The following is a 14859-nucleotide window of genomic DNA, read 5'->3' on the forward strand; positions in this document are numbered from 1 at the left end:
TTGCATATCAATAAAAATAGAAAAATACCGGCATATGCAATTTAAATAGTAAACACATTAGATGTGTTAGATAATTTAGACAATTTCGGCTTTAATGAAATACGTTAAAAAATGCGTATTCACTCTTTTAATTTTGTTGATTTTGTATTAAGATGTAATTTGTGTTTCAAGAAATGTGTATAATTGCAATTTCTTGTGTCCGGTGAAATTTCACAATAGAAAGGTAGATTATATAATGGATAGACAAAGTTTTACAGATTTAATTCAAACAAAGTTCAAGATGGTTAGAATAGAAGCAGGTTATACACAAGATACAATGGCTCAAACTATCGGTTTATCAAAGAAAACACTTGTTCAAATTGAAAAAGAACGTGTGTTGCCGAACTGGACAACTTGTGTGTCAATTTGTGCATTATTCAGAGATTCAGATGTTTTGAACAGCACATTCGGTTGTGATCCATTAGAAATAGTACAAACAATTTCAAGAAATCATTGTGCATATCCTAAACATCCAACTACAAGCGATATCTATTGGAATACATTAGATTCTCGCAACGGATACATCTTACAAAGTAATAAAGTAAGTGAAATCTACCGTATCTTGAATCAAGATAAACAACCTATTTTCGGTACTTCTAAATTAAGAGAAGCAGAAACATACTTTGGAAGAATTTCTAAAGACGAATTAGTTCATGCTTAAAACTTGTTTTGTTATAGGTTATAGCATAATCTCTAATTGAGATTAAAATACTTAATCCATAAATAAGTAAGTAATGAAAAGATTGATGGCTACAGAAGGTCATCAATCTTTTTTTGCAATTTTAAAATTATGCTCGTAATCAAAAATACGGTAAAATATATTGCACGAATGTTTTTTAAAAGGAGATACGAAAATGCATGCATTTTTAGTCATATTATTTATGATTGTAATAGGTGCGTTGATTGGCGGAATAACTAATATGATTGCGATCAGAATGTTGTTTCACCCTCAACGAGCTTATCATATTGGTAAATGGCGTATACCATTTACTCCTGGTTTGGTACCAAAAAGAAGAGAAGAAATTGCTTATAAAATTGGTAATGTTATCGAAGAACATCTCATTACTGAGTCATTAATTAAAGAAAAAATCAGTTCGCTAAGTGCACGCGAAGCAATTGAAAGTTTTATTTCACAACAAATCCAAAAGTTGAAACGCAATGATGCAACATTGCAAAATTTTGCCAGTTATTTTGGAATTGATTTAGCAAAAACTGCTGAAGATAAATTAAGCAATTTAATAGATGAGAAATTAGAACAGTACTATCAAGAACACAATCAAGAGTCACTAAAAGCTTTAATTCCATCAGAACTTGAAGCAGAACTCGATGAAAAAATCGAAGCACTGACACCATTACTATGTGATCGTGCGCGAATTTATTTGTCGTCATCAAAAGGAGAGCAAGATATCTACAATATGCTCGATACATTTTTTGCAGAAAAAGGTAAAATTATCGGTTTATTGCAGATGTTTATGACAAAAGAAAGTATCGCAGAACGTATTCAAATGGAATTGATACGTTTAACTAATCACCCTAAAGCGCGTGAAATCGTTGCACAGTTAATTAATAATGAATACAATACGTTGAAAAATAATGAATTAGGCTCAGTAGTCAGTCCGGAGCAATTCAATAATATTAAAGCGAAATTTACTCCTCTAATTTTGGCTTATGCTGACATTTCTACAAGAGTAAACCAACCTATAAAAGAATTAGCACCAAATTTAGTGGAGTATGCAGAACAGCATGCAGCAGCTTGGACAACAAACTTGATTGTAGAGAAAGCTGCAGAGCATCTCTCTTCGATTATGAAACAAGTTAATTTGAGCGGTATTGTAGAAGAACAAATTAACTCGTTTGATTTAGACTATATCGAAAGCTTAATTATAGAGATTGCAAACAAAGAATTAAAATTGATTATGTTGCTTGGTTTCTTATTAGGTGGAATCATAGGCTGCTTACAAGGAATTGTTGCTTTATTTGTTTAAAGAATGAAAATTAAGGAATGTAAATAAAGAGAGCCGTAATTAAAAAGTGGTTAAAATATTAAAGCTTAAATACCATACTGACTAAATGTTTCGACAGTTGTCTCGATTTATGTTATTGTAATGACGGCGTAGTTACACAAATATTAAGGAGTGAGTTTAAATGGCAGTAAATTTACAAGAACATGCACACAAACTAGAAGAAGCGTTAAGAAATAGCGAAGAATACAAAGCAATCAAAGATGCTTATGACAAAGTTAAAGCGCATGAAGAATCTAAAAAATTATTCGATGAGTTCCGTGAAACTCAATTGAAATTCCAACAAATGCAAATGCAAGGCGAACAAATCGAAGAAGAAGATTTGAAAAAAGCCCAAGAACAAGCTCAAGCAATTGAAAAAGATGAAAATATTGCTGAATTAATGGCTGCAGAACAACAAATGAGCCAAGTATTCCAAGAAATCAACCAAATTATTGTTAAACCTTTAGATGAAGTTTACGCTGACTAATTTAACAATTAGGTTGTAGTTAAAAACTGCTGAACAATTTTGTTCAGCAGTTTTTTTATCGTTCTTTAATACGTATTTTAAGCCGTATGTTCTTTAGACTACTATGTTTAAAATATGGTAAAATAAAGTGATACTTTTATTCTCAAACTATAATTTTTACATAAAAGTGCCGTTTAAAAAAGAATTTTATCTCAAAAAGGAGCTTTCCGAATTATGGTGAAATTTATTCATTGTGCAGATTTGCATTTAGATAGCCCATTCAAATCGCATACGCATTTAAGTCCTAATATTTATGAAGATGTTAAGAAAAGTACATATGAAAGCTTTAAGTCAATTATCGACCATGCTTTGCGTGAAGAGGTCGATTTTATTGTTATTGCAGGTGATCTATTTGATAAAGAGAATCGATCATTAAGAGCAGAAGTCTTTTTAAAAGAACAATTTGAAAGACTAGAAAAAGAACAAATATTTGTATATATCTGTCATGGTAACCATGACCCGTTGTCAGAATTAATCACAACAGATTGGCCGGCAAATGTTTCAGTTTTTGACAAAAATGTAGAAACATATCAAACGATAACAAAGCATGGTGAGAAAATATTATTACATGGCTTCAGTTATCAAAATGATGAAAGTTATGAAAATAAGTTAGATGAATATCCGTCTAGCCAAGGTGAAAAAGGTATGCATATCGGTGTTTTGCATGGCACTTATAGTAAATCTTCTGATAATCACAGATATACGGAATTTTTATTGGAAGATTTAAATACAAAATTATATCATTACTGGGCTTTGGGACATATTCATGAGCGTGTTCAATTGAGTGATATGCCACCAATTTATTATCCAGGAAACATACAAGGACGTCATTTTAATGAACAAGGCGAAAAAGGGTTTTTGCTTGTAGAAGGCGATGAATTAAAATTGGATGTCACATTCGTGCCCACTCAATATATTCGTTTTGATGAAGTGAAGATAGAAACGAGCCAAACTTCAAAACAAGGTCTGTATGAAGTACTTCAAAAATTTAAGGATAGTGTCAGAAAACAAGGGAAAGCTTTTTACCGCATACATTTAGAAATTGATAGTGATGCACCAGTACCTTCTCAAGATATTCTCCAAGTTGAAGAAATGATTCGTGAATATGAAGAAAATCAAACACAATTTATATATGTTGAAGATTTGATTATCACATACAAAGATGATGAGACAAGGCCGATTGCTCAAGAATTTTCAACAGAATTAAAAAGTGATGAAAAAGTATTTGAACATGCTATGAACGATTTATATTTGAATCCGAAGGCATCAAAATATCTTGATAACTATAATGAATTTGATAAAACCGAGTTGATAAATCGGGCGGAATCTTTATTGAAGTCGGACTTAAGAGGTGATAAACAGTGAGAATCAAGGCATTAGATATCTATGGATACGGAAAATTTGTTGAACGTAAAATTCAGTTCAATAATTCACTGACAGAGATTTTTGGTGAAAATGAAGCAGGGAAATCTACGATTCAAGCTTTTATACATTCTATTTTATTTGGTTTTCCGACTAAGCGCGAAAGCGAACCGCGATTTGAACCAAGATTAGGAAACCAATACGGCGGTAAGTTATATATAACATTAGATGATGGGCAAGAAATCGAAGTTGAACGAATTAAAGGTGCAGCACAAGGTGATGTCAAAGTTTATTTAGAAAATGGCGGCATTCGTGATGAAGCATGGCTTCAAAAGAAATTAAATTATATTGATAAATCTACTTATAAAGGTATTTATTCATTTGATGTATTAGGATTGCAAAATATTAATCGCAATATGGATGAAAACCAATTGCAAGAATATTTATTACAAGCTGGAGCGTTAGGATCAACTCAATTTACAACAATGCGCACGCAATTGGCTGAACGTAAAAATGAATTATATAAACGTTCAGGTAAAAATCCAATTATTAATCAGCAAGTTGAACAGTTGAATGAGTTAGAAAGTCAAATTCGTGAACAAGAAAGTAATTTAGGTTCTTATCAACGTTTGATTGACGAAAAAGATAAAGCAGAACGCCGGTTAAACCATTTACATCAAAATTTACAACAGCTTTCTAAAATGCACGAAGCTAAACAAAAAGAACTTGCATTACATGATCAAGCACAAGAATGGAAAGCATTGGAACATGAATTGAATATTGAACCTCTCGATTTTCCCGAACAAGGTATTGAAAGATACGAGACTTCTAAACAACAAAATAATCAGTTGAAAAAAGATATCGGTCTACGCCAAGAAAAGTTAAATCAGCTGAAAAACGAAAATAATCAGATTGATGTACCTAAAATGTCTGACATCGATGCTCTGAATCAAATTGCTAAACAAGAAGATGAAATTAAGCAATTAGAAAATGATTTGAAAAGTGTTACAAAAGAAATTGAAGAAAAAGAACGTGAAGTACAAAGTTTAAAATCGAATATTGGTTGGAAAGAAACACATGATAATGTTGATGTTTCAGAAAGCATCAAGAGTTATGCGAGTCGTCAAATTTCAGATAAAAACGAGCAAGCGTCATATATTACGCAACTTAAACGTACTTTAGAAGAACAAGAAATTGAACAAGCAAATATACAAGAAGAACAAGAAGATGTGAAAAATGCTTTAGTTCCTGACGAAGTGTTTGAAAAGAAAAAGCAATATAATCAACAATCATTTGAACTCAAAGAGAAAAAGAACTTATATCAAAAAATGAAAGATGCTTTTGATATAGAGCAGCAAGAAAGAGATCGTAAACAAAAAATGTTACGTATCACTTTTGTTTTATTAGCAATAATAGGTGCTGGTTTAGCAGTATTTTCATTTGTAACACAAGCTGTAATTTTTGCTGTAATTTTTGGAATCGCTGCTATAGGGTTCATTATTGGTGCTATTATGGTTAAATCAACTAAAGTGGGTCATAGTGAAGCCTTTACTTCAGAGATTTCACAATTAGAAAAGCAAAATGCTGAACTTGAAAGTAAATATGATTTAAACTTTGATTTAGATGAACAGCATCGTTTGAGAGAACAAAATCATAGCATCAAAAAAGCAAATGAAGTACTGGATAATAAAATAGCATTAACTCAAGAAAAATTGGATGAAGCTAATATCAGTTATCAACAACTTGAAGATAATATTTCAGAAATCAAATCAGGTTTACATGTTTCGCCTAAAATGACAGATAGTTTAATTTTAGATGGTATAAAGACGGTAGAGCGTATTCAAGTAATAACACATCATTTAGAGCAATTAAAAACACAACAAAATGAATTGCAGTCAAAAATAGATAAATTTTACGAACATGCTAATCGTTTAACAAAAAATCAAATCATTGATTATAAGCAATCTTCATTATTCCATGATGTAAAACGCTGGTTGAAACAAGCTGAAGACAACCATGCAAAATGGATAAGAAATAACGAAAATATTGATTTGCTTACGAAAGAATTAAATCAGCTTAATACACATTTAAATGAAAATACTAATCTTATCGATAACTTATTTAATCATGTGAAAGTTGATAATGAAGAAGCTTTCTATCGTTATCATAATCGTTTCCAAACTTATCAAAGCAACCATAGCCGTTATCATGATTTAAATAAGTATTTAGAAAATCAAAACTTTATGTATGATGATGCATCAAAATTAAGTGATAAAACTAAAGTGCAGTTGGAAGATGAAAACACAACATTAGCAAAACAAGTAGATGATTATAACGATCAATTCTTGACGTTGCAAAGTGAAGTCAGTGATTTAAATGCACAAATCAATCATATGGAAACAGATGATACATTAACTCAGTTAAGACATCGTTACCATATGTTGAAAAATCAGTTTAATGAAAATGCCAAAGATTGGGCAAGTTTAAGCTATTTAGAATCATTAGTAGATGCACATATTCAACAGATTAAAGATAAGAGACTTCCTCAAGTTATAGATGAAGCTACAAACATCTTTAGTCGCTTAACACAAGGTCGTTATACACAAGTGACCTATGCAAACGATAATGTCATGGTTAAACATGAAAATGGTCAAATGTATCAACCGACTGAAATCAGCCAATCTACAAAAGAGCTTTTATATATTTCGTTACGCTTAAGCTTGATTAAAATTTTACGACCGTACTATTCAATGCCGATTATTATTGATGATGCATTTGTACATTTTGACAAACAGCGAAAAGCTGCAATGATGGATTATATAAAAGAAATGGCTCAAACTTATCAAGTATTGTATTTCACTTGTACAAAAGATAACTTTGTTCCAACGAAACAAAAAGTAATATTAGAAAAAATTGAAGAAGGAGGCAAATAATGAGAAATATTGAAAAGCTTCAACCAGGCGACTCAGTAGATCATTTCTTTTTGATTCACCGAGCAACACAAGGTGTCACTGCACAAGGAAAAGATTATATGACATTATTCTTACAAGATAAAAGCGGTGAAATAGAAGCTAAGGTTTGGACAGTAACGAAGCAAGACATGGAAGTGTTGAAGCCTGAAACTATCATTCGTGCAAAAGGTGATGTTATTAATTATCGAGGGCGCAAACAAATGAAAGTAAATCAGTTCAAGCTTGCTGAAGCTGCAGATAATTTATCTGCAAAAGACTTTATAGATGGTGCACCGCTGACACCAGACGAAATCAAAGAACAAATTGATTATTTCTTATTAGATATTGAAAACAGCAAATTACAAAGGATTACCAGACACTTATTGAAAAAATATAATAACGAATTCTTCGTTTATCCAGCAGCAAGTTCAATCCACCATAACTTTGCGAGCGGTCTTAGTTATCACGTGCTTACAATGCTGCAGATAGCTAAAAGTTTATGCGATATTTATCCTTTATTAAACCGTAGTTTATTATATAGCGGTATTATTTTACATGACATTGGAAAAGTTAAAGAGTTAAGTGGTCCTGTCGCTACTTCATATACTGTCGAAGGTAATTTGTTAGGTCATATTTCTTTAGCAAGCGAAGAAGTATCTCAAACAGCTGATGAATTAGGTATTGAGGGTGAAGAAGTCATGTTGTTGCAACATATGATTCTTTCTCACCATGGTAAATTAGAATATGGTTCTCCAAAATTACCGATGTTAAAAGAAGCGGAAATCTTATGCTATATTGATAACATCGACGCTAGAATGAACATGTTTAGCAAAGCATTTAAAAAGACAGGAAAAGGGCAGTTTACTGAAAAAATATTTGCACTTGAGCATAGACAATTTTATAATCCTGAAAGTTTAGATTAATTTTTGTTATTCTAATCAAAAAATGAGTCCCAATAGTGGGGCTCATTTTTTATCTTCAAGATTTATTAAGGTGTTGAGATGCCTTCGCCAGAACTTTCACTACTTGGGCTGCCTTCAGCGCCGCCTTGAGATTGTTGTTTTAGTTTATCTGCGTTTAAGATAGAGTCATCAACAGCTTTTTTAATATCTCTATCTTTAAAGTCAACTTTATATTCTTTCAATAGATCTTTGTATGCATCTACTAAGATTTGAGGATCTTTTTGTACTTTATTTTGGATAATTTGAGATTTCAATTTACTGCGTTCAGAAGAGAAATCAGTTGGTTTATCTGCTTTGATTATATGATAACCGTAATCTGTTTTGACTACATCAGAAATTTGTCCATCTTTCAATTTAAATAACTCTTTATCAAACGGTTTAACCATTTGTCCTTTGATTACATATCCTAAGCTGCCATCTTTCTTAGCGCTTGCTTTATCCATCGATTCTTTTTTGGCAATTTCACCAAATTTATCTGGATTTTTTTCAACTTCTTTATGGATTTCTTCTGCTTTTTTCTTCGCATCTTTATCACTTAAGCCTTCTTTATCTTTATCATCAGTTTTAACTTTGATTAAGATGTGTGAAGCTTTTTTAGTGTCATCTTTTAACTCTTTATCAGAAACTTTCACTTTATCCATCAACAATTGTTTTTGATAGGCTTGAAGTTTCTTTTGTTCTTTATAATCATTTAGCGACATACCTTGTTGTTTTAAGGCACTTTCAAATTGATCTTTACCGCCATATTGCTTTTGTTCGTCTTTTATTTGCTGATCGATATCTTTTGTATCTACTTTATCAGAGTATTTCTTTTCTAATAATTTTCCAAGTAAAATTTCAAAAGAGCTGTTCGCTATTTGATCATTACCAATTTTTTTCATAACATCTTCGACTTTTACATCTCCGGCTTTAGAAGAGATTAAGACATCTTCTTTTGAGTCAGTTGCATGATTTCCACATGCGCCAAGTAACACAGCGCTTGCTGTTACAGGAATCATAATCTTCTTAAATGATTTCATCTCTAAACTCCTTTATTAAAATATAACAATGTTAATATACCATATTATCAACCTTATACAAATTAATCTTATACATAGTACGACCAAAGTACTATAAAAATAAAGGGTAGTGATGTTATTAAATGATTAATTTTATTGATTATTCATATGTGTTATAAATAGGATTGTATAAAAATAAAAAGGATTCGACCGAAGTCGAATCCTTAGCATTGATTAATTGAAGTGTCTGTCAGTTGGATAATCGTATTTATTTAAAATGTTAAATCCAGTACAGTGTTCTTCAATATATTTACCTTCATTTGAAAACAAAATCAGTTTCAAATACATCACATCCATTACAGAGAAACCGGCATTTAAGGCAAGCAGAAACATGAAATAATGTCCATATTCCGGAAAAGCTTGGCCAAAATATATACAAGCTGCAGTGATTACAACTAATGGAGTGATAAGGCAAATGCAAAAATAATATTTATTAATCGGGTTGTTGATATACAAATTATAAATTGGAATCCAAGCACGTTTGGATAAACGTTTCTTTTTAATGTGTTTATAATAAGGTGCTAGGATGATTAAATGAATTAATTTATGAACTGGATAAAGTAATAAAGCTGCAATTACAAATAAGAAAAAATGCTGGTCTGTTATTTGTTTATCCGAAAAATAAATCATAATTTCATAACTGATTAAAAAAGTAATAATTGTAGTAACAATCGCCATAAAAATAATACGCGGTAATCCGAATCTTGTATTGATATCGATTCGGCGAGCACATAAAAACATAACGATACCTCCTCACAAAGTAATATAAAAAGGGTTTTTATTTACCGTTCTTATAACATACTTACGTATTATCTATCTTTAAATGAAAAGAGTCAAGAGTTTAATTTGTAATTTTATGTAAAAGTTTAAAAGGTTTAAAATTAAGAGGATAAAGAAGTGGGTTTTCAGGGGATAAGAGTAAAAAATTCGACCAAAAGCATATTGAATTTGGTCGAATTAATTGTAGTTCTATTTAGTTTCAGCCTTGTCAGTTTCCTTTGAACCAACTTCGCTTGCTTCAGATGACTGCTGATGATGAATTGTATCTTTTTTACCATATCCTACAGCAGTTGTTTTAGGATTGTATGGTGTTATATTTCTTTTAGATGGACTTTTTGTAGGTTCTTGCATCACTTCTGAAATAACTTCTCCACGTTTTTGCAAGTCTTCGATATTTTCTTGAATATGATTAATATTCGGTTTAATATCTTTCATAAAATCACTAATCAAAGTTTTAACTTCATCAACAATTGTTTTAACTTGTTTTGATTCGACTTTGATTTGATTAAAATAATTAGTAAGGTTATTTGTTGATTGTTTTAATTCACGAGTACTGTTATCAAATTCAGTTTGGTTTACTTTTGACTCGTTTTTATTAAAAGCAGTGACAGCAAGTCCAGCAGCAGTCCCAGCAGCTAACCCGGCCAATACGCGTATTACTCTCATAAGTTACTCTCCTTAATTAATTTGATGTTCAAAATTGATATAGTTTGATAATACCCTTTTTAAGGTTAATCATTCAAATTGTGCTTGAATCTGTTGGGCAATTTCAGCTTTTTTATCATCATCAATTTCTTCTTCGTGTGTAATCCATTTATAACCAAAACCATCGATATCATCTTTGTATCTTGGTAAGAAGTGGAAGTGTAAATGGAAAACAGATTGATCTGCATATTCACCATTATTTTGAATGATATTCAAACCATCTGGATTAAATGCTTTTTTAATTGCATTCGCAACTTTAGGTAATGCTGCCCCAATATGTTCCATTGTTTCAGGGTCTGTTTCGAAAATATTAGGTGATGGTTTTTTTGGAACAAGCAAAGTATGACCTTTTGTAACTTGTGAAATATCTAAAAATGCATAAACGTACTCATCTTCATAAACTTTGAAACTTGGAATTTCGCCATCAATGATTTTGCTGAAAATCGTTTTTGACATCACAATTCACTCCTTAATTTTTATACTTATTTTTAATTATAGCATTCAATAGGAACAACAGTCATGCAGAGGGGTAAAACTTTAGGTTTTTTCAAAGACTTTTTGGTACAATAAAAAACAGTTGGAGGTTACAAATATGACTGTAAAAGTAGAACACCTGACAGGCGGATATGGTAAAAAGCCTGTAATTAAAGATATTAACTTCGAATTAAAAAATGGAGAGATAGTAGGGCTCATAGGTTTAAATGGAGCTGGAAAAAGTACTACGATTAAGCACATGCTTGGTTTATTAACACCGAGTTCTGGTGAACTCTCTATTTCAGGAACAAATATTAAAGATAACATTGAAGAATATCGACATAAATTGTCATATATTCCAGAAGCACCAGTTATTTATGAAGAGCTGACGCTACAAGAACATATTGATATGACCGCTATGGCTTATGGAATTGATAAAAATACCGCAATGGAGCGAGCAAATCCGCTTCTCAAAACATTCCGATTAGAAAATGAACTTCAAATCTTTCCAAGTCATTTTTCTAAAGGAATGAAGCAAAAAGTAATGATTATCTGCGCATTTATTGTTAATCCAGAACTTTATATCATAGATGAACCGTTCTTAGGTTTAGATCCGCTCGGTATTCAGTCCATGTTAGATTTAATGGTAGAAAAGAAAAACGAAGGCAGAACTGTTTTAATGAGTACGCACATTTTAGCTACAGCTGAGCGTTACTGTGATCGCTTTATTATCTTAGACGAGGGAAAAATTGTTGCATTTGGCAACCTTGAGGAATTACGTGAACAAACTGGATTGCATGGAAAAACATTAGATGATATTTACATCCACGTCACACGAGGTGGTCAACAAGTATGACAGATCATCGTGCGATTGCGTTATTTAATCAAAGACGTCAGGCAATCAGTAAAGAAAAAGCGTATTATAATAAGTTTATTTTTAATGGCCATTTTTCAATATTCCTATTAATTTTACTGGGTGCATTCATGATGGGTTACAACAACTGGCTCAAACATATTCCAGAAGGTATACCTTATGCACTTTTAGCAAGTATGGCAGTTGCTGCAATTTCCTTATTTCCATTGCGTACATTATTAAAAGAAGCGGACCGTTTATTTTTATTACCGTTTGAACAGCATATGTCTATTTATATGAGATATAGCTTGATGTATAGTTATCTCGGCAGAATTATGATGCAGATTGCAGCCTTGGTCATTTTATTTCCGTTATTCAATACATTAGACCACGATAATATTGTTTATTATATTGTATTTGCAATCACCGCACTCATTTTTCCGTATCTTGGTTTATATGCAAAACTCGAATGGATACAAGCAAGATTATCTGGATGGATTATTCTTTTGATAGAATGGGTTTGCTTCACATTAACTTATGAACTTATTTTAGGATTACATCAATTGTGGGGCGTTTTATTGCTTGTTGTATTTGCGTTAGGTATATTTGGACTGAAACGTTCAAATCAGAAAAAATTGTTTGCTTGGGAAACACTGATTGCGATTGAAGCACAGCATCATATGAATTACTACAAATTCGTCAATATGTTTACTGATGTAAAGCATCTGCGTTCTCAAGCAGTACGCAGACGTTACTTAGACTTTATATTACCTAGACCAAGTGCTAAAAATTACAATGCTAATCAAATGTATTTGTTCTTGTTTAAGCGCAGTTTCTTAAGAGGCAAAGATGCATTCAACATTATTTTACGATTAGTTATTATCGCATTGATATTGATGGTATGGTTATCGCAGATGTGGATTTCGCTTATTGTAGGTGCATTGTTTATGTATATTATTCTCTTACAGACAGCACAATTTTATACTCAACAAGCTTACGGGTTATGGCCGCAAGTCTGGCCTGTACCAGAAGAGAATGTAATAAAAGGATACGGTCAATTTTTATACCATATCATGTTTGCAATAGGGATAATATTAGCAATCACATACGTAATTTTATTCCCTGCACAATTTTATGCAGCACTCGTGTTCTTTATTGTAGGCTGGTTAACAATCAGAAATATTGTGAAGAAACTTAAATATCAAGAAACATTATTACGCGACTAAAATAAAAACAACGCCAAATTAACAATAAGTTAATTGGCGTTGTTTTTATTTACTTACATCATTACTTATCATCAACGGGGTAGAGGTAACGTTCAAAGTAACTTGAATGTTGTCCACTAGAACCGAAGAATTGAGATAATGCAGATTTTGAGAAGTTTTCTTGATAAATAGAAGACGCTTTGAAATCTTCATAAGCTTGACGCTCTGAAAAACCGAAATAAATTTTGTAAGTAGTTCCTTTATCCGGTTTTAAGAAACGATAACATTTAAAGCCTGGGAACTTATCAAAATCTAATGTCAATCCCATTAATCGTTTTTCTAATTGATATGAATGGTCTTCTGCTGTAGGGATAAATACTACTGCGAAGAAACCATCTTCTTCTAATTCATTAACAGATGAAAGAACGTCATAAGTAAGCGGTTCTTTAAGCGCGCTCGGCATATCTGTTTCTTCAAAAATTAATGATGTATCATTTGCTGAATATAAATATAAGTGGTGGTCTGGGTTGTTAAGTCTGATTTGGTTGAGGTATCCGAAAGTACCATATGAGGCATAAAATTTCATGGTAAATTCCCCCTTTTCTCTTAATTATACGATGTAATAATACGATTTGCTAGCTATATAATTGTGCTAGTGATTTTATTATATCTTAATAAATCAAATAAGTGGTATTAAAACACAAAGAATAGTCTACAAATTTAATGAGTATGTTGAATGAGACTCTAGTTAAAGTATGTCATAATATAGGTTGGATTTAAAAAGTTAGGTCATCTTACTATGTCATTTTTATGACATTTAAAAGGTTTAAAATACGCATAATCTAGTGATATGCTATGATAGATTAGAATGATTATATTGTGGGAGGACATTGAGGTGCATAGTAAAAATAATACAATTTTAAAAATGATTAAGGGAGAAGAGGTTGCGCATACGCCCGTGTGGTTCATGCGCCAAGCTGGAAGATCACAGCCGGAATACCGTGCCTTAAAAGAGAAATATTCGTTATTTGAAATTACACATCAACCTGAGTTATGTGCCTATGTTACACATTTGCCTGTTGATAACTATCAAACTGATGCAGCTATTTTATATAAAGATATTATGACACCCCTAAAACCAATTGGGGTAGATGTTGAAATTAAATCAGGTATAGGTCCTGTAATCAGTAATACGATAAAGACTGTACAAGATGTTGAAAAGTTAGGTCAGATTGACCCTAAAAGAGATGTGCCTTACGTATTGGATACCATCAAACTTTTGACAGAAGAAAAGTTGAATGTGCCATTAATTGGATTTGTAGGTGCGCCCTTTACGTTAGCAAGTTACATGATAGAAGGCGGACCATCTAAAAATTATCATTTCACAAAAGCAATGATGTATAGAGATGAGGCAACTTGGTTTGCTTTAATGGATCATTTAGTGGATATGTCAATTACTTATGCAAGTGCTCAAATTGAAGCAGGTGCAGAGCTGATTCAAATCTTCGATTCTTGGATTGGTGCTTTAAATGCAGCTGATTTCAATTATTACATTAAACCTTCAATGGAACGTTTGATTAAAGGTATTAAAGCACAGCATGATGTACCGATTATATTATTCGGTGTGAATGCAACGCATCTTATTGAAGAGTGGAACAGCTTACCGATTGATGTTTTAGGTATTGATTGGCGTACAACAATTAAAGAAACATCAAATTCTGGAGTTGAGAAGACGATTCAAGGAAACTTAGATCCTTCATTATTACTGGCACCATGGGATGTAATACAACCAAGATTAGATAAAATATTAGATGAAGGTATGCAGCATGGAAAGCATATCTTTAATTTAGGACACGGCGTATTCCCAGAAGTAAAACCGGATACATTGAAACAAATTACAGCATATGTTCACGATTATACAAAAAGAAAGTAAGAAAAATG

Annotated in this window: 14 protein-coding genes; 9 read left to right on the forward strand and 5 right to left on the reverse strand. The window is 31.9% G+C overall.

The genetic code is table 11. The features are described from left to right. Positions 1-235: 235 nt before the first annotated feature. The 6 genes from xdrA to yhaM all read left to right on the forward strand — a co-directional run bounded on the left by xdrA (position 236) and on the right by yhaM (position 7804). Positions 236-700 (forward strand): XRE family transcriptional regulator XdrA, encoded by a 465-nt coding sequence (gene xdrA / locus A4G25_RS00380; RefSeq protein ID WP_047132976.1) that lies wholly within the window; start codon positions 236-238, stop codon positions 698-700. A gap of 193 nt (positions 701-893) precedes the next feature. Beyond that, positions 894-2024: a DUF445 domain-containing protein gene (locus A4G25_RS00385; RefSeq protein WP_047132977.1), complete on the forward strand. Its 1131-nt coding sequence runs from the start codon at positions 894-896 to the stop codon at positions 2022-2024. A gap of 160 nt (positions 2025-2184) precedes the next feature. Beyond that, positions 2185-2529 (forward strand): YlbF/YmcA family competence regulator, encoded by a 345-nt coding sequence (locus A4G25_RS00390; protein ID WP_047132978.1) that lies wholly within the window; start codon positions 2185-2187, stop codon positions 2527-2529. 213 nt (positions 2530-2742) lie between these two features. After that, positions 2743-3933, forward strand: coding sequence for a metallophosphoesterase family protein (locus A4G25_RS00395; protein WP_047132979.1), 1191 nt, complete (start codon positions 2743-2745; stop codon positions 3931-3933). Then, positions 3930-6863 carry an AAA family ATPase gene (locus A4G25_RS00400; RefSeq protein WP_047132980.1) on the forward strand — a complete coding sequence of 978 codons (2934 nt, stop codon included), beginning with the start codon at positions 3930-3932 and terminating at the stop codon, positions 6861-6863. The genes A4G25_RS00395 and A4G25_RS00400 overlap by 4 nt, the downstream gene beginning before the upstream one ends. Further along, the gene (gene yhaM / locus A4G25_RS00405) at positions 6863-7804 is read left to right on the forward strand and encodes a 3'-5' exoribonuclease YhaM (protein WP_047132981.1); all 942 of its coding nucleotides are present in this window, start codon (positions 6863-6865) and stop codon (positions 7802-7804) included. Before A4G25_RS00400 ends, yhaM begins: the two co-directional genes overlap by 1 nt. A gap of 65 nt (positions 7805-7869) precedes the next feature. Here the strand turns inward: yhaM and prsA are convergent, their stop codons facing one another. The 4 genes from prsA to A4G25_RS00425 form a co-directional block, all read right to left on the reverse strand. Next, a complete protein-coding gene (gene prsA / locus A4G25_RS00410; protein ID WP_047132982.1) occupies positions 7870-8862 on the reverse strand; it encodes a peptidylprolyl isomerase PrsA in 993 nt (330 codons plus the stop codon). A 213-nt stretch (positions 8863-9075) separates the two neighbouring features. Further along, on the reverse strand, positions 9076-9642 hold the full coding sequence (locus tag A4G25_RS00415; protein ID WP_047132983.1) for a DUF3267 domain-containing protein: 567 nt from the start codon (positions 9640-9642) through the stop codon (positions 9076-9078). 228 nt (positions 9643-9870) lie between these two features. After that, positions 9871-10347, reverse strand: a complete 477-nt coding sequence (locus tag A4G25_RS00420; RefSeq protein WP_047132984.1) for a hypothetical protein — start codon at positions 10345-10347, stop codon at positions 9871-9873. A 69-nt stretch (positions 10348-10416) separates the two neighbouring features. Further along, positions 10417-10842 (reverse strand): HIT family protein, encoded by a 426-nt coding sequence (locus A4G25_RS00425; protein ID WP_047132985.1) that lies wholly within the window; start codon positions 10840-10842, stop codon positions 10417-10419. A 136-nt stretch (positions 10843-10978) separates the two neighbouring features. On the opposite strand from A4G25_RS00425, the gene ecsA reads away from it, so the two are divergent. Both ecsA and ecsB read left to right on the forward strand, forming a co-directional pair. Further along, entirely contained in the window at positions 10979-11716 is a 738-nt protein-coding gene (ecsA, locus tag A4G25_RS00430; protein ID WP_047132986.1) for an ABC transporter ATP-binding protein EcsA, read from the forward strand. After that, complete coding sequence (gene ecsB / locus A4G25_RS00435) at positions 11713-12939, forward strand: ABC transporter permease EcsB (RefSeq protein WP_047132987.1); 1227 nt, start codon at positions 11713-11715, stop codon at positions 12937-12939. Before ecsA ends, ecsB begins: the two co-directional genes overlap by 4 nt. A 61-nt stretch (positions 12940-13000) precedes the next feature. Here the strand turns inward: ecsB and A4G25_RS00440 are convergent, their stop codons facing one another. After that, positions 13001-13504, reverse strand: a complete 504-nt coding sequence (locus tag A4G25_RS00440) for a hypothetical protein (protein ID WP_047132988.1) — start codon at positions 13502-13504, stop codon at positions 13001-13003. 282 nt (positions 13505-13786) lie between these two features. Between A4G25_RS00440 and hemE the strand changes: the two genes are divergently transcribed. Further along, positions 13787-14851 carry a uroporphyrinogen decarboxylase gene (gene hemE, locus A4G25_RS00445; RefSeq protein WP_103163163.1) on the forward strand — a complete coding sequence of 355 codons (1065 nt, stop codon included), beginning with the start codon at positions 13787-13789 and terminating at the stop codon, positions 14849-14851. Positions 14852-14859: the final 8 nt, after the last annotated feature.

The sequence above is a fragment of the Staphylococcus condimenti genome (assembly GCF_001618885.1).
Taxonomy (GTDB): Bacteria; Bacillota; Bacilli; order Staphylococcales; family Staphylococcaceae; genus Staphylococcus; species Staphylococcus condimenti.

Coding starts and splice junctions, on each gene's coding strand:
- xdrA (WP_047132976.1), top strand. CDS start 236: ATGGATAGACAAAGTTTTACAGATTTAATTCAAACAAAGTTCAAGATG.
- A4G25_RS00385 (WP_047132977.1), top strand. CDS start 894: ATGCATGCATTTTTAGTCATATTATTTATGATTGTAATAGGTGCGTTG.
- A4G25_RS00390 (WP_047132978.1), top strand. CDS start 2,185: ATGGCAGTAAATTTACAAGAACATGCACACAAACTAGAAGAAGCGTTA.
- A4G25_RS00395 (WP_047132979.1), top strand. CDS start 2,743: ATGGTGAAATTTATTCATTGTGCAGATTTGCATTTAGATAGCCCATTC.
- yhaM (WP_047132981.1), top strand. CDS start 6,863: ATGAGAAATATTGAAAAGCTTCAACCAGGCGACTCAGTAGATCATTTC.
- prsA (WP_047132982.1), bottom strand. CDS start 8,862: ATGAAATCATTTAAGAAGATTATGATTCCTGTAACAGCAAGCGCTGTG.
- A4G25_RS00415 (WP_047132983.1), bottom strand. CDS start 9,642: ATGTTTTTATGTGCTCGCCGAATCGATATCAATACAAGATTCGGATTA.
- A4G25_RS00420 (WP_047132984.1), bottom strand. CDS start 10,347: ATGAGAGTAATACGCGTATTGGCCGGGTTAGCTGCTGGGACTGCTGCT.
- A4G25_RS00425 (WP_047132985.1), bottom strand. CDS start 10,842: ATGTCAAAAACGATTTTCAGCAAAATCATTGATGGCGAAATTCCAAGT.
- ecsA (WP_047132986.1), top strand. CDS start 10,979: ATGACTGTAAAAGTAGAACACCTGACAGGCGGATATGGTAAAAAGCCT.
- ecsB (WP_047132987.1), top strand. CDS start 11,713: ATGACAGATCATCGTGCGATTGCGTTATTTAATCAAAGACGTCAGGCA.
- A4G25_RS00440 (WP_047132988.1), bottom strand. CDS start 13,504: ATGAAATTTTATGCCTCATATGGTACTTTCGGATACCTCAACCAAATC.
- hemE (WP_103163163.1), top strand. CDS start 13,787: ATGATTATATTGTGGGAGGACATTGAGGTGCATAGTAAAAATAATACA.